At 34.7% G+C, this 23714-nt stretch carries 23 protein-coding genes and 1 pseudogene; 19 read left to right on the forward strand and 5 right to left on the reverse strand.

The features are described from left to right. Positions 1-1163: 1163 nt before the first annotated feature. Entirely contained in the window at positions 1164-1766 is a 603-nt protein-coding gene (locus tag ACPLOV_RS00680; RefSeq protein ID WP_424910298.1) for a lactate utilization protein, read from the forward strand. 683 nt (positions 1767-2449) lie between these two features. On the opposite strand, the pseudogene ACPLOV_RS00685 reads toward ACPLOV_RS00680, so the two are convergent. Beyond that, positions 2450-2569: pseudogene (locus ACPLOV_RS00685) on the reverse strand (hypothetical protein); the annotation flags it as partial. Positions 2570-2683: 114 nt separating this feature from the next. On the opposite strand from ACPLOV_RS00685, the gene ACPLOV_RS00690 reads away from it, so the two are divergent. The 17 genes from ACPLOV_RS00690 to ACPLOV_RS00770 all read left to right on the forward strand — a co-directional run bounded on the left by ACPLOV_RS00690 (position 2684) and on the right by ACPLOV_RS00770 (position 17902). Continuing rightward, positions 2684-4168, forward strand: a complete 1485-nt coding sequence (locus tag ACPLOV_RS00690; RefSeq protein ID WP_424910345.1) for an FAD-binding oxidoreductase — start codon at positions 2684-2686, stop codon at positions 4166-4168. Positions 4169-4456: 288 nt separating this feature from the next. Continuing rightward, positions 4457-5701 (forward strand): MFS transporter, encoded by a 1245-nt coding sequence (locus ACPLOV_RS00695; protein WP_424909485.1) that lies wholly within the window; start codon positions 4457-4459, stop codon positions 5699-5701. A gap of 95 nt (positions 5702-5796) precedes the next feature. Next, complete coding sequence (locus tag ACPLOV_RS00700) at positions 5797-6591, forward strand: electron transfer flavoprotein subunit beta/FixA family protein (protein ID WP_424909484.1); 795 nt, start codon at positions 5797-5799, stop codon at positions 6589-6591. 2 nt (positions 6592-6593) lie between these two features. After that, positions 6594-7556, forward strand: coding sequence for an electron transfer flavoprotein subunit alpha/FixB family protein (locus ACPLOV_RS00705; protein WP_424909483.1), 963 nt, complete (start codon positions 6594-6596; stop codon positions 7554-7556). A 70-nt stretch (positions 7557-7626) separates the two neighbouring features. After that, a complete protein-coding gene (locus ACPLOV_RS00710; protein ID WP_424909482.1) occupies positions 7627-8403 on the forward strand; it encodes an SDR family oxidoreductase in 777 nt (258 codons plus the stop codon). Positions 8404-8489: 86 nt separating this feature from the next. Then, positions 8490-9923: an FGGY-family carbohydrate kinase gene (locus tag ACPLOV_RS00715; RefSeq protein WP_424910299.1), complete on the forward strand. Its 1434-nt coding sequence runs from the start codon at positions 8490-8492 to the stop codon at positions 9921-9923. Positions 9924-10424: 501 nt separating this feature from the next. After that, the gene (locus tag ACPLOV_RS00720) at positions 10425-11963 is read left to right on the forward strand and encodes a BCCT family transporter (protein WP_424909480.1); all 1539 of its coding nucleotides are present in this window, start codon (positions 10425-10427) and stop codon (positions 11961-11963) included. A gap of 366 nt (positions 11964-12329) precedes the next feature. Then, positions 12330-13073 carry a MurR/RpiR family transcriptional regulator gene (locus ACPLOV_RS00725; protein WP_424909479.1) on the forward strand — a complete coding sequence of 248 codons (744 nt, stop codon included), beginning with the start codon at positions 12330-12332 and terminating at the stop codon, positions 13071-13073. A 418-nt stretch (positions 13074-13491) separates the two neighbouring features. Next, positions 13492-13956 carry a DUF134 domain-containing protein gene (locus tag ACPLOV_RS00730; protein ID WP_424909478.1) on the forward strand — a complete coding sequence of 155 codons (465 nt, stop codon included), beginning with the start codon at positions 13492-13494 and terminating at the stop codon, positions 13954-13956. A 26-nt stretch (positions 13957-13982) separates the two neighbouring features. Beyond that, on the forward strand, positions 13983-14453 hold the full coding sequence (locus ACPLOV_RS00735; RefSeq protein WP_424906878.1) for a Fur family transcriptional regulator: 471 nt from the start codon (positions 13983-13985) through the stop codon (positions 14451-14453). A 69-nt stretch (positions 14454-14522) separates the two neighbouring features. Further along, complete coding sequence (locus ACPLOV_RS00740; RefSeq protein WP_424910346.1) at positions 14523-14912, forward strand: P-loop NTPase; 390 nt, start codon at positions 14523-14525, stop codon at positions 14910-14912. 5 nt (positions 14913-14917) lie between these two features. Then, entirely contained in the window at positions 14918-15319 is a 402-nt protein-coding gene (locus ACPLOV_RS00745; protein WP_424906876.1) for a DUF5320 domain-containing protein, read from the forward strand. Positions 15320-15460: 141 nt separating this feature from the next. Then, positions 15461-15787, forward strand: a complete 327-nt coding sequence (locus ACPLOV_RS00750) for a NifB/NifX family molybdenum-iron cluster-binding protein (protein ID WP_424910300.1) — start codon at positions 15461-15463, stop codon at positions 15785-15787. A 16-nt stretch (positions 15788-15803) separates the two neighbouring features. Then, entirely contained in the window at positions 15804-16172 is a 369-nt protein-coding gene (locus ACPLOV_RS00755) for a NifB/NifX family molybdenum-iron cluster-binding protein (RefSeq protein WP_424910301.1), read from the forward strand. A gap of 36 nt (positions 16173-16208) precedes the next feature. Continuing rightward, positions 16209-17054 (forward strand): ATP-binding protein, encoded by an 846-nt coding sequence (locus tag ACPLOV_RS00760; protein WP_424910055.1) that lies wholly within the window; start codon positions 16209-16211, stop codon positions 17052-17054. Beyond that, a complete protein-coding gene (locus ACPLOV_RS00765) occupies positions 17051-17599 on the forward strand; it encodes a 4Fe-4S binding protein (RefSeq protein ID WP_424910302.1) in 549 nt (182 codons plus the stop codon). The genes ACPLOV_RS00760 and ACPLOV_RS00765 overlap by 4 nt, the downstream gene beginning before the upstream one ends. 3 nt (positions 17600-17602) lie before the next feature. Continuing rightward, positions 17603-17902, forward strand: coding sequence for a hypothetical protein (locus tag ACPLOV_RS00770; protein WP_424910303.1), 300 nt, complete (start codon positions 17603-17605; stop codon positions 17900-17902). 109 nt (positions 17903-18011) lie between these two features. On the opposite strand, the gene ACPLOV_RS00775 is transcribed toward ACPLOV_RS00770, so the two are convergent. Both ACPLOV_RS00775 and ACPLOV_RS00780 read right to left on the reverse strand, forming a co-directional pair. Then, positions 18012-18641: a DUF1847 domain-containing protein gene (locus tag ACPLOV_RS00775; protein WP_424910034.1), complete on the reverse strand. Its 630-nt coding sequence runs from the start codon at positions 18639-18641 to the stop codon at positions 18012-18014. Positions 18642-18802: 161 nt separating this feature from the next. Then, positions 18803-19288 (reverse strand): ECF transporter S component, encoded by a 486-nt coding sequence (locus tag ACPLOV_RS00780; RefSeq protein ID WP_424910304.1) that lies wholly within the window; start codon positions 19286-19288, stop codon positions 18803-18805. Positions 19289-19572: 284 nt separating this feature from the next. Here ACPLOV_RS00780 and ACPLOV_RS00785 point away from each other — a divergent pair, with 284 nt between their 5' ends. Then, positions 19573-20442, forward strand: coding sequence for a hypothetical protein (locus ACPLOV_RS00785; protein WP_424910305.1), 870 nt, complete (start codon positions 19573-19575; stop codon positions 20440-20442). A 70-nt stretch (positions 20443-20512) separates the two neighbouring features. On the opposite strand, the gene ACPLOV_RS00790 is transcribed toward ACPLOV_RS00785, so the two are convergent. Both ACPLOV_RS00790 and ACPLOV_RS00795 read right to left on the reverse strand, forming a co-directional pair. Further along, positions 20513-21538, reverse strand: a complete 1026-nt coding sequence (locus ACPLOV_RS00790; RefSeq protein WP_424910306.1) for an ornithine cyclodeaminase family protein — start codon at positions 21536-21538, stop codon at positions 20513-20515. Positions 21539-21626: 88 nt separating this feature from the next. Continuing rightward, positions 21627-23627 carry a thioredoxin domain-containing protein gene (locus ACPLOV_RS00795; RefSeq protein ID WP_424910307.1) on the reverse strand — a complete coding sequence of 667 codons (2001 nt, stop codon included), beginning with the start codon at positions 23625-23627 and terminating at the stop codon, positions 21627-21629. Positions 23628-23714 lie beyond the last annotated feature (87 nt).

The following is a 23714-nucleotide window of genomic DNA, read 5'->3' on the forward strand; positions in this document are numbered from 1 at the left end:
TGCCGGGACCTTATTTTGCAGCCAAGCCGTAAGGCGGCGCACGACAGGGACGGAGTTGGGATTGCCAAGCAATGAAAGGAGGTGAAAACAAAGAAGCCGGTGTTGTCCGGCTCTGAAAAACTGTGGTATAATTAAAATTGTTAAGGCAAGTGGCAAATACCTCATTGAAATAAAAATAATCATAAAAAAGAAAGTAGCTTAGAGAAAGCTACTATACCCTAACTGACTCGCTAGTATTTTCTACACTTGCCTCATCGGCACCTCACTTATATTATACCTCTTTTAATTCGTATTTATCAAATAGTTTTTTAAAAGACTATCGTTAGGTACGGTTCGTGGAAAGATGTCTTTCCGCCTAGTTTCCGCCCAAGAATATATTAAGTTATTATTTGTAGGATGACTATTTTATAACGGAAATAAATAAAGGAGCAAATCAATCAGGAAATTTCAATCAGGTAATTAATATTTATGCCTACAATTGCTAATAACAATTGTGGATTTAAACACATATGGTTCGCCTCCACCAAATGTAAACTAAAATTTTGATACAAAAAAACCCGCTGATTTCAGTGGGTTTTAGTGTTTTTTGGTAAAAATAAAGTGAAATTTATTGCGTTTTTGATGCTAATTATATTAAATTATTTGACTTTGATGCACACCCCTTTCAATTTTTAATGAGGGGTGTGCATTTTTAGTTAGGGGTGTGCACTTTTTGGCGGAAATAAGTGGAGTGGGTTGATATAACGCTTATGAAACAAGGCTTTTATGTTTTAGGGTTGGAACTACAACATGAATTACCAAATCTGCACTAAAATGAGATACCATCGCTATTTCTAAGCTGTACTGCCAAAATAAATATCCGAATAATATTCCAGCTATAGCATTCAAGATAATTGTCCTCAATATCACAATAGTATTCAAGCCAAAAAGATTTTTAGCTGGGGGGAGATGGCCAGCTGAAATAAAATTGCAGTAAATATATTGGCTATCCAAAATGAGAATGGACCGCTAACATACATGTACTATGCATAAGATAAGTATATGGGCTGTTTCAACCGGTAATGAAGGGCAATATATCGTGGTTTGAAATTTAAGACTTACGTTATTATAATGTTGTTATTGACGCACATAATACTAAGTAAGATAAATGGAGGAAAGCAACGATGGATTATGAAAAAATGATTCAGACATTACAAAAGAAGGGCTATAAAGTTTCGTTCTTTGAGTCGTCACCTGCCGCAATTGAGTATATTGTAGAGAATGTGCGAGGAGTTACGGTTGGGTTCGGAGATTCTGTAACGCTCTCATCTTTAAAGCTCGCAGAATATCTTCAAGAACATAATTCTATAGTGGATCCAAGTAAATGTGCAGAAGTTAAATTTTATAATGTTGCAAAAGAAGCACTTTTAACGGAAGTTTTTTTTACATCAGTAAACGGAGCGGCAGAAACTGGTGAACTAATAAATATTGACGGCTCTGGCAATAGAATTGCTGGGTCATTATTTGGACATAAAAAGGTTTTCTTTGTTTTTGGAACAAACAAGATTGAACCTACACTTGAGAAAGCTATATGGCGGGCTCGTAATATAGCAGCGCCACAAAATGCAAAGCGTCTTGGTTTAAAGACTCCTTGTGCGGTCAAAGGGGACAAATGTTATAACTGTTCAAGTCCTGATCGGATTTGTAATACTCTTAATATTTATCTTAGGAAGATGGACGGTGTTGAAGCAGAAATAATTATGATAAACGAAAAACTAGGACTATAAATTAGTGTGCATCATTCAGATTTCAAGATAATCCGAATCAGGTGATTTAGTTTATCTTGCATTTATTCAACAAAGGTTAGGTACATATACATGTATAAGAAACAATTAAAATCATCCACATAACTTCATGGTGTTTTAAAAAGAAATTAGCTAAGTAAGTTCGTAAAAAAATCCCCAGAAGATAAAAGGTATTAGTATAATAAACAAGTAGAAACTACTTTTTTTTTTGTTTTTCGTGTTTAATTATAACCCAATATTGCAAAAATATTGCAAAGATTTTTCCCCAGGCACCATTGGGGAATTTTTTATGTTAACTTAACTGTTTTATGAGAGACTGTCTCATCCTGTAGCTTTGTACACCAAATATTAACAAGTTAAAATAAATATTTCATATTTTTTAGTCATAAAATTTTAAACTAAAAAATATGTGAAGAAAATTTTCCGTAAAAAGCATTAAAAAAACAAAAATAAAAGAAAATTTTCCAAAAAACTATTGACGATGTAACTTATGTGAAGTATAATAAAATCAAACAGGAAATGTTTGAAATTTTTTTTACATAAAATTTACAATAAAGTTAAACTTAATGTAAATAATTGGATAAAGTGGTATCAGAAACTTCGAAATATTTAAAATTTAATAAATATACATAATTGCATTTTAGGTAGAAAATTTTAATAGCTCATTATAAAGGCCTCAACTTATAATTTAAAGTACGGGCTTTAACCGTAGTTAACCACAAGCTGTTTCTTAAAAGAGAAATACAATATTTAGACATGCGGTTATGAGTGCCCTGAAGCAATCCAGAAGCCTTTACATGAGCATCTAAACCAGTATAAGCACAAAAGGCCGGATGTTGGGTAAAAAGATAAAAAAATTTGTTAGTATAAGGCTTAACATATTGTGCAAGGAGGTAATAATGGTGGAAAGAGAGGACTTATTGCAAGATTTAAAAAACATTTTAAATGAAGAGCAAATTAATATCAACTATGATGACCTGTATGAAGCCTCTGCAGACCGATACAAGAAATATGCCAAAGCAAAAAGGGAACTTGATGTCCCGATACCTGTTGCAATAGTGTATCCTAAGTCAAATGAAGAAGTAGCAAAAATTTTGAAGTATTGCAATGAAAAAAGGATAAATGTAATACCGAGGAGCGGTAATACTTCAACCGAAGGCGGTTTGGAAAACTGGAAAGAAATATCAGTAGTGATTGACGCAAAATACCTTAATAAGATTATAAAAATAGATGAATATAATATGCAGGCAACTGTACAGGCTGGTGTAATTTTACAAGATTTAGAAGACGAATTGAGAAAAAGGGGTTACACAACAGGGCATTCACCCCAGTCTAAACCGATTGCCAAATACGGTGGTCTGGTAGCTACGAGAAGCATTGGACAGTTTTCGACACTATATGGCGGAATAGAAGATATGGTGGTAGGGTTGGAATGCGTATTTCCAGATGGACATATTGCCAGGATAAAAAATGTTCCAAGAAGGTCCGGAGGACCAGATATCAGGCATATTGTTATAGGTAATGAAGGTACATTATGTTATATTACAGAAGTTACCGTAAAAATATACAAGTATTTTCCTGAAAACAATAAATTCTATGGTTATTTGATAGATAATGTGGAGACAGGAATTCGGATTTTAAGGGAAATTGTTGTTAACGGTTATCGTCCTTCTGTGACCCGTGTTTATTCTGAAGAAGATGCAGCACAGCACTTCTCACATTTTCATAAAGGGAAATGCGTTCTTATTTTGATGGCTGAAGGAAACAAGGCAATAGTTGAGGCTACATGCAAGGGCATAGAAGAGGCTGTTGAAAAGTATAAAGATGGAATAATAGAAAGAGTAGATGACAAATTGATAGAAGATTGGTTTAATCACTTGTGTTGGACGCAGAAAGATGTGGACGATGAAATAAAATGCATGATTGATAATGATAGGCACGCCGGGTTTACGACTGAGGTATCTGCTGATTGGGAAACACTTCCTAAGCTTTACTATAATGTTATAAATAGGGTAAGAAAAGAATTTCCAAGAGCTAATGATTTGACTTTATTGGGAGGACATGTGTCCCATTGTTATATTAATGGTGCAAACTTCTATTTTGTATACAATTATGATATAAACTGTGCTCCTGAAGATGAATTAAGGGTCTACCATCACCCCATTCATAAAATTATTGTGGAAGAAACTTTGAAAATGGGAGGGTCAATGTGCCACCATCATGGTATAGGAAAGTATCGTACAGAGTGGGTTCGCGAGGAGCATGGTTCTGCCTATTATATGCTTGAAAAATTAAAGGAGGCTTTTGACCCCAATGGTATTATGAATTACGGATCAATTTATCCTCAAGAGGAAAGCATCAAAAAATATATATATAGATTGTAAAGATTATTTGCTACAAGCTTTCACAATATTGAGTGAAAGCTTGTAGCAGGGTTAATATATGTGTGCTATGAAATATGTACTTTTATACCCTGAAAAGAAAGAGTACATCCCTATTGTAAGCATCTGGAGGCATTAAATTATTGTTGCATAACCGATATAGCAAAGAATGAGCCAATGGCCCTCTCTTTTACTAAAAAAAATTTTAGTTTCATTGTTACTTTGTTATTAGAGTTTATTAATTTATTTTTTTAATTTAATATAACAAAATTTTTAGAAAGGAGAGAATTTATGAAAAAAGAAAATTTAAAACGGTATTTTCAGTTCTTGTTGGTGGTTTTAGCAGCGGGTTCAATTTATCCTTTAATCTACCTTCGAACGGCGTATCAGGAGACTATTTTAGAAGTTTTTGGTATTTCATTAGCTCAATTAAACACTATTTTCTCAGCATTAGGTTTTGCATATTTAGTTGGATATTTACCAAGCGGATTGTTAAGCGACAAATTTTCAGCAAAGTGGTTATTGGTAATATCCCTTTTAGGTGTGGGTGCTGGTGGCTTATGGTTTGCTCAGATTCCCGATTACCAGAGTGTAGTTATAATTTTTATTATTTGGGGTTTATTTTCAGTATTTACATTCTGGAGCTCTCACATGAAGTTGGTTAAACTTCTTGCGGAAGAAGGTGAAGAGGGGCGTTTCTTTGGAGTATTAGATGGTGGACGAGGTCTGGTAGAGGCAGTGTTAGCGGCTATTGCTATATTTATCTTTTCACAAATAATGAAAACAGGTGATAAGAGAGCTGCATTAATTGGAGTAATTTACATGTACACAATAGTTTTATTTGTGGTTGGATTGTTGGTTGCGATTTTTGTTAAACCGGAAAATAAAGCGAACACAGCAAACGAAAACAGGCAACCATTTAAACTGGTTGACGTTTTAGATGTGCTGAAGAATAAAAGGGTGTATTTACATGGGGCTATTATATTTATGTGCTATGCGGTGACCTGGGCGGTATATTATTTAGGTGGATTTCTTGAAACAAATATCGGTGTCGGACCTGTAGTAGTAGGTACTGTAATGACAATTGTTCTCTGGATGCGGCCTGTAGGAGGTACGGCTGCTGGATTCTTGGCTGATAAGTTTGGTAAACGAAATATAGTAAGGCTTGCCCTATTGGGAGCGTCTATATGTCTTATATTAATATCCATACTTCCTTCTGGATTAGTAAAGCCAGTATTTTACGTCCTAGTCATATTAACTGGATTATTCATATATTCGATTCGTGGTACTTACTGGTCGCTTATTGCAGACAGTAAAGTAGATAACAGAATAGTCGGTGTAGCAATAGGGTTAGTTTCATTGATTGGTTATTTACCGGATATAATATTACCTACTTTTAATAGCTTCTTGTTTAGGGTGTTTGGGGATAATGCAGGCTATAATGCTTACTTTATATCCACTGCAATTATAGGTTTTATTGGAATAATACTTGTTACTATATTTGATAAAGTTGTAAAAAAAGAAGATTGCGCATAAAAAGATCTTTTAATTTTAAATACAGTGTGTAAGGTATATAATATATATCTTACACACTGTAATAAATGTCATTGTAAAAATAAGGGTGAATCAATATGAAGATAGTTTGTTTGGTAAAATTTATTCCTGATGTGGAGAATTTTGCATATGATTATAAAAGAAATACACTGATAAGAGAAAATGTGAGATTAATTATAAATCCTGATGATACCTGTGCATTAGCTTTGGCTCTTAAATTAAAAGAAAAAAATCCTGGTATATCTATTGAAGTTGTAAGCATGGCACCTTTGAATGTAATTCCAATCATGGAAGATCTTATAAGAAGAAAAATAGATAGAGCGACTCTTATATCTGACAAGTTATATGCAGGTAGCGATACTTATGTAACAAGTATGATAATTGCAAGGTATCTTAAAAATACCCGGTTTGATTGTATTTTTACAGGGACGCGTTCCATAGATGGCGATACAGCCCATGTTCCGTCTCAAATTGCAGAAATACTCGGTATTAGCAATATAAATCATATAATTGATTTAGAAGATGATTCATTTAATAATGAAAGTGCAATTGTCAAGGTTGATTTTGAAAAAAGTATAGGAAGATATAAGATTAAATTGCCAGCGGTTTTGAGTTTTCAAAAAGTAAGCAAATATAAGCTTCCTTATATAAAATACGAAGACCTGTATTTAGATGCGAAGGATAAAATTACTATAGTTACTAACAAAGATTTGGGTTTTGATGAAAGTGAAGTGGGGCTTAAAGGATCATTAACTCGGGTTACAAAGACCTTTTTTAAGGAATTTGCAAAAAAGAAAAATATAATTGTAACTACAGACGATGATGGCATTGAGACAGTATATAAATATTTAAGGCTTAAGGGGTTCGTGTAAACATGAAGAAAGTGATGATCTATATAGATGAGGAAGACTTTAAAGGATCGGTTAGTTTAATAGGGGTGCCAGAAAAAATATACAAAAACGGTAAATATAAAACGTATGGAGTAGTTATAAATAAAGAACATACAGAAATTAGCGCAAATTTTGATTATCTAATAAATATATGCGATGAGAGAATAAAATTATATGATATTTTAAATATTATAAATTGCATTGAAGAATTACACAAAATTTACAATTTCGATTGTATTCTTATACCCGCTACTCAAATGGGAAGAATAATTGCTCCAAGGCTTTCTATGAGATTTAAAGTAGGGCTTGTTGCTGACGTAATAGATGTTAAGTTCAATCACGGGAGAATAGAAATGATAAGACCTGCTTTTAGCGGTAAAATTATGGCAAATGTTGTGCTGAAAGATTGTAAACCTATTATGATGAGTATTAGACCAAATGTATTTGATTTTAATTCTGGAAAATTAAAAGAGACAAAGATAATAAATTATAAACCCTATAATATTAAACCTTCTCAAATTGAGTTATTAGAAATTAATAAAAAAAATGAGGTAAAAGATATAAGAGAGAGTGAGATTTTAGTGTCAGGCGGTGGTGGAGTAGCAAAACATTTTGAACGGTTATATTTGCTAGCAGATTTATTAGGTGGTGCGGTCTCTGCAAGTAGAAAAGTCGTTGACGAGGGGATTGCTCCTAGAAGTATTCAGGTCGGTCAAACCGGTAAGACGGTAAGTCCTAAATTGTATATTGCCCTGGGAATAAGAGGTGCACCTCAGCATATGGTAGGTCTTAAAAATGCAGAGAACATAATCTCTGTAAACATAAATAAGGAAGCCCCTATTTGTGAGATATCGGATATAGTGGTGCATGGAAATGCGATTGAATTTATTGACAAATTAATAGAAAAAATCAAGAGTGAAAAACAAAAATCAAAAATGATACAGTAACGTATTACAAGTTGAATTATAAATTCAACTTGTAAATAAAATAAATAAAAATTATTGGGAGGTTGTTTGTATGAATATTACAGAGTTCAATATGGATTATTTTTACTTAAAAGGGAAAAATGCTATAGTAACTGGGGGAAATACTGGACTGGGGCAGGCTTTTTCTTTAGCATTGGCAAAGGCAGGGGCAAATATATTTATACCCAGCATTATGCCGGATGATCCTGACTTTAACAAATTACTTGAAGCTGAGGGCGTAAAAGTTGCTTATATGGAAGCGGACTTAACAAAACCCGGAGTTCCAAAATTAGTTGTTGAGAAATGTGTAGAGACATTTGGGTCGGTAGATATTCTTGTTAATTGTGCGGGAATATGTATTAATAAGCCTTTTTTAGAATATAGCAGGGCAGAATGGGATCCTATGATAGCTATAAACCTTACTGCAGCCTTTGAGATGAGCCATGAGGCAGCAAAATATATGATTCCTCAAAGAAGTGGGAAAATAATAAATATTTGTTCACTATATTCTTTCCTGGGAGGACAAATGTCTCCGGCCTACAGTGCTTCTAAACACGGCCTTGCAGGGCTAACAAAGGCTTTATGCGATGAACTAGCACAATACAATATTCAAGTTAATGGCATTGCACCTGGATATTTTAAGACAAAGGTTGCTGAATACTCAATAAAAAATCCAGAAAGAAATAAGTGGGTCGTTGATCACACTCCTACAGGAAGGTGGGGAGAAGTTATTGACCTTATGGGGGCCTGTGTATTTTTAGCAAGTAAGGCATCTGATTTTGTAAACGGGCATATTTTAGTAGTTGATGGTGGATATTTAACAAGATAATTTTTGACTAAATACAAATTTTGGCTAAGGTCTTTCTTAAAAAGACCTTAGCCATTTAAGATTATGTTTTACAAGGAGGGGTAGAAATGGGGGATAAGTATATAATAGGAGTGGATCAAGGCACTCAAAGTACTAAAATTGTAATTTTTAACCAAAGAGGAGAAATAATTAATAGTGTTGCTGAGCCATTAAAGCCTTTAATTTCGAGACAACCAGGATATGCAGAACATCCTGATGATGACCTCTGGGAAAGTCTCAAAATTGCATTAAGAAGGATAATGAAGGAATTTGAAGGGAAAAGAGAAGATATCGTAGGCTTAGGGCTTTGTTCAATAAGATGTTGTAGAGTGTTTATGAGGTCAGATGGTAATTTGTTTTCACCCGTTATGAATTGGATGGATGTACGTGCATATCAAAAATATGAAGATGACCCAGATATAAGTTACACATGCCCTCCTACAGGATATTTAACTTATCGCTTGACAGGCGAGTTGAAAGATACTGCTGCAAATCAGTTTCAATGGCAGTTTCCAATAGATTTGGGTACCTGGCAGTGGTCAAAAGATGAAGAATACTTTAATAGTTTTAACATTCCAAGAAAAAAATTATTTGAATTGAAAATGCCAGGGGATATACTGGGTTATGTAAATGAAAAAGCAGCTCAAGAAACAGGTATTCCTGCTGGTATACCGGTTGTTGCTACAGCAAATGATAAGGCAGTAGAAGCCCTTGGGGCCGGACTTATAGATTCTGATGTTGCACTTATTTCTCTGGGAACATATATAGCTTCAATGGTATGTGGAAATGAAAATAAACCATTTGCTAAGAATTTTTGGACAAATTTATCGTGTATTCCATACAAATATTTATATGAAAGCAACGGCATAAGAATAGGAATGGGGTTGATTACATGGTATAAAAATATTATAGGGGAAGAATATGCAAAGAAAGCAAAGCATGAAGGTTATTCAGTTGAAGATTATTTAGCAAAAGAAGCGGCTAATGTGTCAGCCGGCTCAGATGGGCTTTTAACCATACCTGATTGGCTTGCGCCTGCGAGTCAACAATATAGAAAAGGAATCATTATAGGGTTTGATAGAAGACATACCAGGGGTCATATATACCGTTCGTTATTAGAGGGAATTGCAATGACTTTGAAAAATCATTATGATCCTATGATTGAAGAACTTGGGATTAAGCCTAAATATATAATAATATCTGGCGGGGGATCGAATAGTGATCTTTTTATGCAGATTTTTGCGGATGTATTCGGCGTTGAAACTGTAAGGAATGTAGTAAATGGAGCAGCATCTTTAGGAGCAGCTATTTGTGTAGCTGTTGCTACGGGTTTATATAACGGATTTGAAGAGGCCGTGAGAAATATGGTAAGGCAAAAAGACAAATTTTTACCTAATGAGAAAAATTATAAAATATACAGAAATATAAATACAGGTGTTTATCATGAATTGCCCAAACTTGTAGAGGAAGCATTAAAGACAATGTATAATGTTTTTAATTGAAATAATTATATATAACGGGATAAGCACGTTGGATATTCTCTTCTGCAAGGGCAAAAAATAGAGTCTTTATTGCTTCGTCTCAGTTACAGTTCCGCTATTTTTGGTCCTTGGAAAGCCAGGGGTAAAGAATCCTTGGCTTGAATATATTTTTTTTCATGAGGTTTGTAAAAGAGCGTACTTTTCGGAACACCTGCAATCCTAAGGAGAAATTCTATATTTATACCCCGAGCTATGAACTTCTCGACGAATTCTATTTTTTCATATAGCTCTGCTCGCTTTTTTTAATAATTACCTTAAAAAAGTTATTTCCAAGTTTTTATCAAAAATCATTGACAGTAGCATAACTTTTTCTTTTCTGAATTTTGCAATATCTTATATGTTTTAGTCCAATTCTCTCAAGGGACAGAAAAAAACGGCACTGGAGGTGATATATTATAAAAGAAGCGAGTTGTATAAAAATATGTTTATTTAAATCATTGCAGGAACAGGGGGAACCATGTAATGAAAAAAGTAAAACCTATTGTATTTTGGCCGCCTGTTGTTTTGCTTATTGGGGTAGTTATATTAAATTTCATAAGATATGAAACATTTACTTCTGTTGTTACAAGTGCAAATGATTGGATAATCCAAAACTTCGGATGGCTATTCAGCTTATCAGCAGTTGTAATTTTAGGTATATGTATTTGGATATATTTTTCACCTTTTGGAGATGTGAAAATTGGAGGAGCGGATGCTAAACCATTTTTTAATACTTTTGAGTGGTTTATGATAACTCTTTGCACAACGATAGCAGCTGGAATTCTTTTTTGGGCAGCGGCAGAACCGATATATCACATTACTTCTCCTCCTGCTTCTTTGGGAATAGAGCCTAACAGCCATCAAGCTGCAGTATTTGCTATGTCTACAGTATATTTACATTGGACTATAGTACCCTATGCTTTATATACACTACCATCATTAATGTTTGCTTTTGCATTTTACAATATGAGAAAACCTTTTAGCTTAAGTTCTATGTTGTACCCATTATTTGGAGAAAAAGCTATAGGCAAATGGGGAGAAATTGTGGATGCAATATGTCTATATACTTTGGTAGCAGGCATGGCAGCATCTCTTGGTACAGGAGTTTTAACTCTGGCAGGAGGCCTTAATTATGTTTTTGGAGTGAAAAGCAATAAGTTTATATGGGCTATTTTAATCATAGCTATAGTAATGGCATTTGTTATATCTGCATCAACTGGACTTATGAGAGGAATAAGAATTCTTTCAATAATAAACACAAGAGTATTTTTCGTAATTATGATATTTAGCTTTGTTTTTGGACCAACAAGATATATTTTAGAACTGGGTACTGAGTCATTAGGAAATTTCCTAACACTATTTTTTCAGAAGAGTTTATTTACAGGTGCAGCATCCGGAGATCAATGGCCTAAATGGTGGACTATTTTTTACTGGGCAAATTGGCTTGCCTGGGCACCTATTTCAGCGATGTTCTTGGGGAGAATTGCTTATGGACGAACAATAAAAGAGTTTATAATGGTAAATTTATTTGCTCCTGCTATGTTTTGTGGTGTGTGGATGACAATATATTCAGGCACATCAATCTACATGCAAATGAATGGTTTTGGATTATCGAATATTCTTACACAAAAAGGACCTGAGGGTATTATATATGCAATTTTTTCTAATATGCCTCTTTCAAAAATAATAATACCATTTTATCTGTTTATAGTATTTATCTCGTATGTGACTGCTGCAGATTCAAATACTACTGCAATGGCTGCTATGAGTTCTACAGGAATATCTCCTGAAAATCAAGAAGCAGGTGTTACGTTAAAAGTGTTTTGGGGGGTAATAATTGGTTTGGTTGCATGGATTATGATTAGCTTTGCAGGCGTTGATGGGATAAAAATGATATCAAACCTCGGGGGGTTCCCCGCTCTTTTCCTTGAGATATTAATTGCAATTGGTATCATTAAGGTTGCTCGAAATCCAAAAAATTATGATTTCCATATTAGAGATAATGGTCCCAATAGAATGTAGAATATAAAGTGAATCGCGAAACTTGGATAATCCCGTCTTCAAAGACGGGATTATTTTGATGCGTGCTGCTTGTTTTATCTGAGGGAAAAGAGTTGCATTATATGAAGTCCCTGATTTCTTTGAAAAATTAAAAAACGATGCTCTTTCTATAGGAGTGTGTGAAAAAACTTGAACAATTCAATCTCCACTTGTTATAATAAATAATATAAAAAACTAAAATATAATTTAGCAATATATTTTCTTTCTGAAAGATATCATTAGAAAAGGACAGCATATAAATAAAAAAAATTAGAAGAATCTTTTAAATTTAAGACACATACATCAAAAATAAAAAAAATAAATATTTCGAAACAAGGGGATTAATCGATGATATATATAGATTTTAATAGACTAACTCCTCTGGAAAAGAAAATACACAATACCCTTCTTTCTTATTCTAGAGAACACGATAACATAACAATAATTGAAGCAGCAACAATAAATAATTGTTCTGTATCTAAGATCTCCAAGTTAGTAAAAAAACTTGGGTTCAAAAATTACAAACAATATGTTGCATTCCTGTATGGGAAAGATTTATCCGAAATTTCACATACAGGATATTTCAATGAGCTGGAAAGAATTAAAAAATTTATAGATGATTTTGATATGACTCTGGTACAAAAAACCGTAAAACTCATAAATTCGCATAGTAAAATAATTCTATTTGGCTACGGCCCATCTTTTCTATGCGCTGAATATTTTGAATACAAATTGCGTATTACTACAAATTGTTTTGCAATGGCTGCACCAGATGAAGTTTCTATAGAAAATTTAATTGATGGTGATAGTCTATTATTCATTTTTACAGCAACAGGGAAATTTGCATCTTTTGAAAATATATATAAAATGTGCAAGGGACATAATTGTAAGGTAGTTATAATTACAGAAGAATACAATGATTCACTGGTTTCTTGCTGTGATGAACTCATTTGGTTATGCAAATACAAACAACCAGACTATTTAAAACCCCATGAAAAAACGAGGACTGTATTTTTTATTTTTATTGAAGAAGTGATTCAGCAAATAATCCATAATAATCTTCAAACTAGTGATAACAAAGAATTAATCTAAACATTTTTAGATGCTCTTTTAAGTTTTAAATATTACTTATTGTCAATTTTAAAATTAAATTAAATGCGGCGCAAAAGAATAATTGAACGATTATATGAAATCCGATATGATGTTGGCTGACAAAACTAACACATATGAGGGTTTAATATGAGGGTTTAAAAGAATGCATTTTTAAAAAGCGGGTAAAAACCCGCTTTTTTTATACTTTAAACATGTTAATCATCTCATTAAGATCTAATGCTTTTTTAGGATTCGAAATATCTTTTTGCTTCTTAAACGCAGTTACTGGTTTTTTCAATACTTGTGAAAATTTTGCAACAAACAAGTAATAATATTATTGACATAAGTTCATAATAATATTATAATAAAAGATGATGATAATGAACATATGTCAAAAATAATAAAGGAGAGATAAGAGTTGCCAAGGCCACCTAAATGGCGGAGAGTGCAGTTTTTGCCGGAGATAACGTATTTTAAACCTGCAGGAGTTCCTCTAAAGCAGCTTGATGAAGTAAAACTTACCATAGAAGAATTGGAAGCCATTCGATTAAAAGACTTAGAAGAGTTGGAGCAGGAAGAATGCGCTGAAAAGATGGGAATTTCAAGGCCTACTTTCTTCAGGATTATAAATTCAGCGCGCAGTAAAATAGCGGACGCTCTGGTTAACGGAAAAGCCATACGCATTGAAGGAGGAAATTTTAAAATTTCACAGCTTGTAAGATGTTTAAAATGTGGCAATGTCTGGCAGGAAATCAGTATCGATGATAAAAAGGAAGATATTAAATGCCCAAGCTGTAATAATAAAGAGCTGATTTTAGATGACAATTACGGAAGATGGTGTCACAGACATAGGAGAAGAGGAGATTTTGACAAATCAGATTAATTTTTTTAGAGTGGAGAAGAGTAAATATGAAATCGGCAGCTGTTAAGAAACAAGAAAATCAAGATTTTAAGTGGACTCCTCAGCGAAAGGCTATTATTACAGCTATTAAAAACAGTAATAAAAAGCATCTTTCAGCTGAAGAAATATATCTAATTGCAAAAAAAATTTTACCTAAAATAGGTTTAGCAACAGTATACCGAGCATTAGAGCTTTTTTGCGAAAAAGGTATACTTCAGAAATTGAATCTGCCAAATCAACCAATAAAATATGAGATTTTAAAAGATGATAGTAACAGTCATTGTCATTACGTTTGTTTGGGATGCGGGAAGATTTATGAGGTCCCTATACAAAAAGAATTAACTTTATCTGAAAATGAAAATCTTAAAGATTTCGAAGTAGTTAACAGCTCATGCTGGTATTTTGGGTATTGTAAAAATTGTAAGGATAAGGTTAATAAAAAATATAAAGGAAAGGGTGTAACTAATGAAACAAAATGAATCGGATATCGAAAAAAACAATTCAGAAACTTTTACAGAAAAGGGTGTAGAAAAAATTCCAGCCTTTTAATTGACCTTCCACCGGGTACCAGCGATGAGCCTCTTACAGTAATGCAGTCTTTACCAATAAACGGACTCATTATAGTTTCGTCGCCACAGGATCTTGTTCTAATGGTTGTAAAAAAGGCCATAAAAATGGCGGAGATGATGAATATCCCGGTATTGGGTATTGTGGAAAATTATAGTTACTTAGTTTGCCCCAAATGCGGAGAGAGGATAGAAGTCTTTGGTGAAAGCCGTGGAGCAGAAGTAGCAAGGCAAGCAGGGATTCCCTTTCTTGGGTCGTTGCCGGTAGATTATAAACTTGCACAGCTATGTGACAGAGGCGAGATAGAATCATATAAAAGTGATGAAATAAAAGGTATCAGTGAGTGGTTAAAACACACGGAAAGGAGGTGAAAAGTATGCCGAGAGGAGATGGAACGGGTCCCAACGGGCGCGGCCCCATGACCGGCAGAGCTGCGGGCTTTTGCGCAGGATTTCCCGTACCGGGCTTTATGAATCCCGTGGGAAGGAGGCACTTGCGCAGGGCTTTCGGTTCTGGTTTTGGGATTGGTAGTTTTGGATTTGGCAGGGGTTGGAGGCACTGGTACTATGCCACAGGTTTGCCCTTCTGGGCAAGGAAATTTTATCCTTTTGACTATAATGCAGTATATACTGCTGAAAATGAACAGAAGTATGAAGAAGAAATCCTTTCCCAGGAGGCCAAATATTTAAAAGAGCAGCTAAAAGCGATAGAAGAAAGGCTGGAAGAGCTTAAAAAGGCAAAAAAAGAAGGCCTTGATGAAGGAAAAGGCCAAGAATAATAAAAGGGATTGACAAGCAGGGCGGTTCTTTGTCCGTCCCTGCATAAAAAATGCTAACATTTACATTATATTTTATATTATACTATTAAATTCATATTTTAAAAGGTTAACTCTAATTAAAAACTAAGTGAGGGATGTATAATGAAGGTTGCGGTCACATCTACAGGCAATAATTTAGATTCCATGCTGGATGAGAGATTTGGGCGCTGCAGATATTTTATTTTTATCGATCCCAAAACTAAGGAATTCGAAGCCGTAGAAAATGAATATGCAAATAGCACCCACGGCACGGGTGTTCAAGTGGCCCAGTTTATAGTAGATAAGGGAGTTTCAGCCCTTATAACGGGAAATGTAGGTCCCAATGCAATGAGCGTATTAAAAGAATCAGGAATAGAGGTGTATTCTGTAAGTTCAATCAGCGTTAAAGAAGCGTTTGATAATTACATTCAGGGGAAATTTCATATTTAAAAGGAGGGATTTTTTTATGAAGGTAGCTATAGCCACTGATGGAAATTTAGTTTCGGCTCATTTCGGGCATTGTCAGACTTATACTATATATGAAGTAGATGAAAGTAAAAAGAAGGTAATAAATAAAGAGGTAATTGAAAATCCTGGTCATCAGCCGGGATTCCTTCCTGGATACCTTGCAAAATTAGGGGTAAATTGCATAATAGCTGGGGGAATGGGGCCAAGGGCTCAAGAACTGTTCGCCCAGAATAACATAATAACCATAACCGGCGCATCTGGCCGTGTGGACGATGTAATCCAGGAATATCTTAATGGGAATATTGCCGACAGAGGTAACATTTGTGATCACGGTGAAGGAGAACACGGTGGACATTGCTCCCATTAAAGCTCAGAATATTATTTTCTTAATGGCGGTGAAAACATGATAATTGCAATTGCCAGCGGAAAAGGTGGGACCGGAAAAACCACGGTGGCGGTAAATCTTGCCCTTACATTAAAAGATAAGATGCCGATTACGTTATTGGACTGTGACGTGGAAGAGCCCAATGCCCACCTTTTTCTTATGCCTGAATTTACGGAAAAGGAATCGGTTATCCTACCGGTGCCTTCCATAGATTCTGATAAATGTACCCATTGTGGGATTTGCACCAAAATATGTGCATATCATGCCTTAGCTGACTTAGGCAAAAGGATACTGGTGTTTGAGGAACTATGTCACGGCTGTGGAGGGTGCAGTTTGCTATGCCCTGAAAAAGCCATAACGGAAATACATAAAGAAATAGGAATTGTAGAACAAGGCACAGCAGAGGGTATAGAATTTGTCCAGGGAACCTTAACCATCGGCTCAGTTCTTGCCCCAACCGTGATCAAAAGGGTGAAAAGCAAGATTAAAAGTGGTCTTGTGGTTATTATTGATTCGCCACCGGGCACATCATGTCCAATGGTTAATGCTGTAGCTGGGGCAGATTACTGCGTGTTGGTAACCGAACCTACACCCTTTGGTCTTAGTGATCTTAAACTGGCTGTAGAAGTGGTCAGAGAGCTTAAGATTCCCTTTGGTGTTGTAATAAATAGGGCAGGTATTGGTAATGATGAGGTTGAACAATATCTCAAAGAAGAAGGGATTTCCCTGCTTTTAAAAATACCTTTTGACCGAAGGTATGCATTCTGTTACGCTGATGGGCACCTTTTGATCGAAAAATTTCCTGAACTTAGGCAGTCTTTTATAAATTTATGGGAGGCTATAGAAAGGCGTGTCAAAGCATGAAAGAAATAGTTATACTAAGCGGGAAAGGCGGGACAGGAAAAACCACAGTTACAGCTTCCCTTGCAGTTCTTGCAAAAAAAGCGGTCCTGGCTGACTGTGATGTGGATGCTGCTAATCTACACATTCTTTTAAAACCTGAGATAAAAGAAACCTTTGAATTTTGGGGGAGCCAAAAGGCGAAAATAAATGGCTATAAATGTAGAAGGTGCGGTCAATGCGAAAAAGTTTGCCGCTTCAATGCTATAAAAGATTTTAAAGTGAATTCTATTTTTTGTGAGGGATGCAGGGTTTGTTATAATATTTGTCCTGAAAAAGCTATTGAGATGATAGATACTCTTGCGGGCCACTGGTATATTTCTGATACAAAGTACGGGCCTATGGTTCATGCCAAGCTTGGAGCTGCAGAGGAAAATTCGGGCAAACTGGTTTCATTAGTTAAAAAGGCTGCAAGAGAAATAGCAGAAGAGAAGGGAAAAATTATAATAACAGATGGTCCACCGGGCATAGGGTGTCCAGTGATTTCTTCACTTTCTGGGGCTGATTAAGTATTGATTGTAACTGAACCTACTGCGTCAGGGTTTCATGATTTTGAAAGGTTATTAAATTTGGCAAATAATTTTAATGTAACTATCAAGGTAGTGATTAATAAGTTTGACATAGCGGAAAAAAAGGCTCGAGAAATAGAAAAATACTGCATTAATAAAGGAATTGAGGTCATAGGGAAAATTCCCTTTGACGAAGAAATAATAAAATCGATATCTGAAGGTATTCCACCTGTTCTATATTCTTCTGGACCTGCTGTACAAGCTTTAAAAAATATAGCATTATCATTATTTAATGATTTTTAAAAATAGCGTTAAGCCTTCCGTCAATTGATGGCGGAAGGCCTATTTTATATTATTAATAATTCTATACCATCAGCGCCAGGAGATTATACCTACATTTTTACTGTAAAATTTACGTTTTTTCAGGAAAAAGCTTGTTTCGGTAGTAACCTTTTGAAAGGTATATGGCAGCTAACGGATTATGCCCCAGCACTCTATCCTTAACCGCTAAGACTGTAACCGGTGCTTCGGAATACTTTATAAAAAGCGAATCATGTCCAACACATAGGCCTAAAATTATGTTTAAATCAGTTTTGGCTTTATTTAAAAAGAAGGCTTGACCAATAGGGTTGCACATTGGCTCATATGTGTTCGGACGAACTTTTTCATTTTCTTTTATATTTATTTCTTCTTTAGGAATACTACAGTTTTTACATATAACCGAATTAACTTCAAATCCATTGGCAGTAAGAATTTCGGCCACTATTTTGGCCTCTTGGCTTAGACCTATACAGAATGATATACCTAAATTTTTGAATCCACATTTTTTAGAAAAATCCATTATTTCTTCTATTCTTGTTAATTTACAGTAGCCTTCACTTTCAACTAATGCCGAATTATAGGTTAATTTGAAGTTTTCTTCCATGAAATATTTTTTTAATATTTCGTCCTTATCATTTTCAAGGCATGGACAGTTTTTCGGTGCTTTTGACATATCGCCAGTCCTACAAGAATGAATAACGCATTGTGCACAAGAGTACATCTTTTTCACCCCTCTAATGTAGCATGAATATGATTTTGCGTACCTGTATAGACACAACCGGGTATAATGATAAGTCCTTTTTCTGTTTCAATGATTAAAGACTGGTCATCAATAGTATAGGGTCCTGTACAAAACCACTACCTGTTTTAATTACAAGATCTTTATTTATTTTTATTTATTTTTCTTAGTAGAGAAATTACTGAAACACCGATTATTCCGCCAATTAAAGCTGTAAAAAGTTGCGGTAAAGTAAAGGTTTGAACCACCAGAGCAGGCACCTTAATGCTTAGACTTTTAAGAATATATTTTACTGAAATTGAAAGCCATAAGTATTTAACTAATGATGCCAATGATATTCCAAATACTTTATTTTTTTGAGAGGAAAAAAGCCATGCATAAAGAGCATTGCCTATCATAATAAAAGGAATCATAGGTGGAAATTTTAAAATACCCACCAAAAAAGCGATAACAGGGGTTAAAAGACCTATAGAAATTCCAGAATACATTCCAACTGTGCCTGCAGCGATTATTAACATTGCATTTACAAGGGAACCCGTTATTAGTTGGGGCATTTTAAAAGATTGAACGATTAAGGTTAAAGCCAGTAAAAGGGCAGTTCTGATTAAAGATTTTGTTTCAAATTTCATAATACCTTCTCCCTTCGTTTCAGAATACATCCTCACGTAAGGAGGATAATTGTACTATTATGTTACAATAGATAACCAGAAATTACAATAAATAAAAATTTTCTATATATTAAAGAAATTTGATTGATTTTTTAATTCCTGAAATGGCGACGATATTTGCAATATATTTTACGGTTTCTTAAATTCCTGGAAGTGCTGCTAAATTTTTTGACACCTTTTTTAATAGAAATTAATATTTTATTTATTAGACAAATAAATTGAGTGAAACTAAGGAGGGGAAGGAAATGTCTACCGAGGAACTCATAAAAAAGATGAGAGAACTGGTAGATGAAATAGATTTTGATAAAGAACCTGAAGAAGTAGAAAAAAGTTTGGAAGAAATGCTGAGCTGCTTTAAATCCCATAAATGCAGTGCTTCTATTTTTTGTCATCTCATTGCAACCATATTTTTAAATAAAAAATGCGGCCTTAAAGAGATAAAAAGAGAAATAAGGGATATTGAAAAGAAGCTGGATGACCCCTGCAATGGGCTTGTTGAAATAAAGAACGAAATAAAAGATATTGAGGAAAAACTTGATGATCCGGATTTTGGATTGGAAGAGATAAAAAATGAAATTAAAGAAATTGAAGAGAAATTGGATAATTCCGATTACGGCCTGGTGGAAATAAAAAACGAAATAAAAGAAATAGAAGAAAAACTTGACAATCCTGATTTTGGATTAGAAGAAATTAAGAACGAAATCAAAGAAATTGAAGCAAAATTGGATAATATAGTACCTCCAGAAACCAATAAAATATTAACCACGGGGCCCGTTATAGCCGACAACGGTGTAAATAGTATAGTAGCCAAGGTTCTTAATAACACGAATAATACTGTTACCGTTACCGTTTATTTATATGATATAGGTACGTGTCCTAACCCAAAAATACTTAAACAGTCTTTTAATCTCACAATACAAAGTAAATGCGCACAATCTGTTATCTTACAAAAACCTTCAACGGAATGGGAAGTAGTATATGAGGGAGTGGTCCCCGGAGTATATGTTTTCACTGCAGTTAGGAGAAATGCAGCCAATGCTCCCGTTTCTGCCAGTGAATTGGTAGAAACAAATCTCTTCAGGCATAGCGAACATGTAGTAAGTATTGACCCATAAAATAGTAAAAGAATAAAACCCGGATGAAAAAACTTCATCCGGGTTTAATATATTATTTATTTATTTATTTTTATAAAGGAAGTTTTCTTCCCAATCCCAAATTTAAAGCTCTATTTAAAATTTCTCTTCCCAGAACCACATCTTCTACTGCCATACCTATATTGCTGTTTACGATAAGCTCATTTTGGTTTTCCCTTCCCTTTTTTAAACCGGCTATAATTTCTCCGGTTTCGCAGTAAATTTCAGGTAATCCATCGGGGAAATAACCCATTTTATCAAAAAGCTCATGTTCCTCTATACTGTCTACGATATATTTATCGGCTCTTTTTGTTATTAAAGGATCCCAGTAAGTATTTAAATCACAGGGTAAAATGGTTTGCCCTTTTGTAACCCATTCATCTTTGACAACTTTTAAGGGAGTTTTTAAAATCAAAGTTGCGGAGCAAAGCACCTCACAGTTTTTTACAACTTCTTCAGGGTTTCTTCCTTTTATTATTTCTACATCGATTTTCGGTTGAACTTCTTCTATGAGCTTATCCATGGCGTCTTCACGTACATCGTATATATAAATTCTCTTCAAATTTTTTAAAAGGTGAGGCATAAACTCCACGTGTGCGGTACCTTGCACTCCGCACCCAAACATTCCGAAGGTTTCTGCATCGGGATGAAGGGCAGCTGCGGCAAGAGCGGTAACCGCAGGTGTTCTCATGGCGGTTATCCAGGTGGCATCCATAATTGCTAAGGGCCAACCGGAATATTCATCATTCATTATTAATAAACCCGAAGTTTGCGGGAGATTAAATCTTTCATGGTTTTTCGGGAAACACTCTATCCATTTCATACCTGCAGCGTGTTTTGAGGGTACATATGCCGGCATTGCATGGAAAAATACCTCGGGCAAGGGGTGAATTCCTATTTTTGCAGGCATTTCGTATTCTTTTTTTCCGTGAGCAACAAGGGCATCCTCTGTTAGTTTGATGATTTCATCTATGGAAAGCCCTACGCTTTCACATTCCTTACGGGTTAAATACAGCACCTCTTCCCCAATATTTATTTTTTGAGATAGCCAATCCCGGTCTTTTAGGTCAAGTTCCATTCAAAAACCCCCTCTGAAAAATAATAATGTTCAATATTTCTATAATTTATCGAAAAAATCCTTCTAATTTAAATTAACATGTTATTTATTAATCAATTTCAAGAGCTTTTTTAAAATCTTCAAGGGTTGTTACAGGACTTTTGCAGGAACCGTTTTTATAAACATAAGCGGCTGTATTACCGCTTATTGTTTGGTAGTTTTCGTAAGCGGGGACGATTTTTTTTAAATCATCGGCATAAGCCCATACGGTGTAGGGCAAAAAATTTGACATAAGGTATTCGGTAAATATTTTTGGGTTATTTCCGGATATTACGACTTCCGTCCCTTTTAGATTATAAAGGAATGCATAGAGGAAAAAGGTATAGGAAACCGGATTTTTATTGATTTTACTTCCGAAAACTTTAAACTGCTTTTGGGCAATTTCTTCGATTTTATGGTCGAAAAACAATCTTGATAGCCGGATAAGGGAATATGCCGCTACGGAATTTCCCGATGGAACCGCACCATCATAAACTTCTTTTGTGCGAATGGGTAAATGCTCTACATCTTTACCGGTAAGAAAAAAACCTCCTTCTTCATTGTGGTAAAAAAGTTCTATAGTTTCGTCTAATAAAGATTTTGCTTTTAATATATATGTCCTATCTAAGGTATAATCGTATGCTTCTATTAATGACCAAATAAGATAAATATAATCATCAAAGGTGGCTTTACCCCTCATAGGACTATCCTTAAATCCCACATGGAGGCGGCCGTCTGTATCAAAAGTGTTCTCGAGTATAAACTTTAAAGTCGTCTCAGCTTCTTTTCTATAAACATCGTTTTTTGTAATCCCAAATGCTTTAAATAATGCACATATCATAAGACTGTTATTTGAAACTAAAATTTTTTCATCTCTGAAAGGTTTTGTCCTTTTTTCCCTGTATTCAAAAAGCTTTCTTCTTATATTTTCATCCATTTTGCAGGATAAATCTTTCCCAATTAAATTGGGTATGTTTTTCCCTTCAAAATTTCCTTTTTCCGTTATGTTGTAATTTGCGATAAATTCATTGGCTTTTTCACCCAGAATATCCTTTATTTCCTGCAACGTCCAGATGTAAAACTTGCCTTCTTCACCTTCCGAATCGGCATCCTCGGCGGTATAAAACCCTCCTTCGGGATTTTTAAGATTTCTCAGAACATAATCTATAATTTCAACACAAAAAGTCTTAAAAAATTCATCCTTTGTAATTTTGAAGGTCTCGGCACAAACATAGGCGATCAGAGCATTATCGTATAACATCTTTTCAAAATGAGGCACGAGCCATATCTTATCGGTAGAATACCTGCATAAACCAAAACCGATATGGTCGTAAATTCCACCTTTATACATATTTATCAACGTTTTTTTTACCATTTCGAGTGCCATTGGGTCTTTTTTGTATTCGTAGTACCCCAGCAGGAAAAGTAGGGTCGAAGCCATTGGGAATTTTGGAGCTCCAAAAAAGCCACCGTATTTTCTATCATAGGAAGCAAGAAGAATTTCATAAGCTTTTTCAATAACTTTAGTGTTAAGTTCAACGTATTTTTCTTGAGCAAAGTCATTGATGGAAGAAACGAGCTCTTTACCTATAACAATTAATCTTTCTTTTTCTTTTTGCCAGAGTTCATTTATTTTCAAAAGAACCGTTTTTAAACCAGGTCTGCCGAAGGAATCTTCTTTTGGCAGATATGTGGCTGCAAATATGGGGTATTTTGATGGGGTCATGATAATGGTTAAAGGCCAGCCCCCACTACTGGTGAAAGCTTGACATACTTCCATGTAAAAATTATCCACATCGGGATGTTCTTCTCTATCGACTTTTACGGAAATGTAATATCTGTTCAGCAAATCTCCGATCTCTTTATCTTCGAAGCTTTCTCTCTCCATTACATGGCACCAGTGGCAGGTGGAATAACCGATGCTTAAAAATATCAATTTATCTTCAGCCCGGGCTCTTTCAAAGGCTTCCTCTCCCCACGGGTACCAATCTACAGGATTGTAAGCGTGCTGGAGAAGGTAGGGAGATTTCTCATTTATCAACCTATTAGCCTTTTTGCTGTCAATATTCATAACTATACCTCCGAACAAATTTGTACTTATTATTACACTTAAAAGGGAAAATAATTTATATAAAAAATTTTAGGGAGCATTTTAAAA

The sequence above is a fragment of the Thermovenabulum sp. genome, assembly GCF_049723235.1.
Classification (GTDB): Bacteria; Bacillota; Thermosediminibacteria; order Thermosediminibacterales; family Thermosediminibacteraceae; genus Thermovenabulum.

Bases quoted from the DNA above. Each gene is read 5' to 3' on its own strand.
- ACPLOV_RS00680 (WP_424910298.1), top strand. From the start codon at position 1,164: ATGGATTATGAAAAAATGATTCAGACATTACAAAAGAAGGGCTATAAA.
- ACPLOV_RS00690 (WP_424910345.1), top strand. From the start codon at position 2,684: ATGGTGGAAAGAGAGGACTTATTGCAAGATTTAAAAAACATTTTAAAT.
- ACPLOV_RS00695 (WP_424909485.1), top strand. From the start codon at position 4,457: ATGAAAAAAGAAAATTTAAAACGGTATTTTCAGTTCTTGTTGGTGGTT.
- ACPLOV_RS00700 (WP_424909484.1), top strand. From the start codon at position 5,797: ATGAAGATAGTTTGTTTGGTAAAATTTATTCCTGATGTGGAGAATTTT.
- ACPLOV_RS00705 (WP_424909483.1), top strand. From the start codon at position 6,594: ATGAAGAAAGTGATGATCTATATAGATGAGGAAGACTTTAAAGGATCG.
- ACPLOV_RS00710 (WP_424909482.1), top strand. From the start codon at position 7,627: ATGAATATTACAGAGTTCAATATGGATTATTTTTACTTAAAAGGGAAA.
- ACPLOV_RS00715 (WP_424910299.1), top strand. From the start codon at position 8,490: ATGGGGGATAAGTATATAATAGGAGTGGATCAAGGCACTCAAAGTACT.
- ACPLOV_RS00720 (WP_424909480.1), top strand. From the start codon at position 10,425: ATGAAAAAAGTAAAACCTATTGTATTTTGGCCGCCTGTTGTTTTGCTT.
- ACPLOV_RS00725 (WP_424909479.1), top strand. From the start codon at position 12,330: ATGATATATATAGATTTTAATAGACTAACTCCTCTGGAAAAGAAAATA.
- ACPLOV_RS00735 (WP_424906878.1), top strand. From the start codon at position 13,983: ATGAAATCGGCAGCTGTTAAGAAACAAGAAAATCAAGATTTTAAGTGG.
- ACPLOV_RS00745 (WP_424906876.1), top strand. From the start codon at position 14,918: ATGCCGAGAGGAGATGGAACGGGTCCCAACGGGCGCGGCCCCATGACC.
- ACPLOV_RS00750 (WP_424910300.1), top strand. From the start codon at position 15,461: ATGAAGGTTGCGGTCACATCTACAGGCAATAATTTAGATTCCATGCTG.
- ACPLOV_RS00755 (WP_424910301.1), top strand. From the start codon at position 15,804: ATGAAGGTAGCTATAGCCACTGATGGAAATTTAGTTTCGGCTCATTTC.
- ACPLOV_RS00760 (WP_424910055.1), top strand. From the start codon at position 16,209: ATGATAATTGCAATTGCCAGCGGAAAAGGTGGGACCGGAAAAACCACG.
- ACPLOV_RS00765 (WP_424910302.1), top strand. From the start codon at position 17,051: ATGAAAGAAATAGTTATACTAAGCGGGAAAGGCGGGACAGGAAAAACC.
- ACPLOV_RS00775 (WP_424910034.1), bottom strand. From the start codon at position 18,641: ATGTACTCTTGTGCACAATGCGTTATTCATTCTTGTAGGACTGGCGAT.
- ACPLOV_RS00780 (WP_424910304.1), bottom strand. From the start codon at position 19,288: ATGAAATTTGAAACAAAATCTTTAATCAGAACTGCCCTTTTACTGGCT.
- ACPLOV_RS00785 (WP_424910305.1), top strand. From the start codon at position 19,573: ATGTCTACCGAGGAACTCATAAAAAAGATGAGAGAACTGGTAGATGAA.
- ACPLOV_RS00790 (WP_424910306.1), bottom strand. From the start codon at position 21,538: ATGGAACTTGACCTAAAAGACCGGGATTGGCTATCTCAAAAAATAAAT.
- ACPLOV_RS00795 (WP_424910307.1), bottom strand. From the start codon at position 23,627: ATGAATATTGACAGCAAAAAGGCTAATAGGTTGATAAATGAGAAATCT.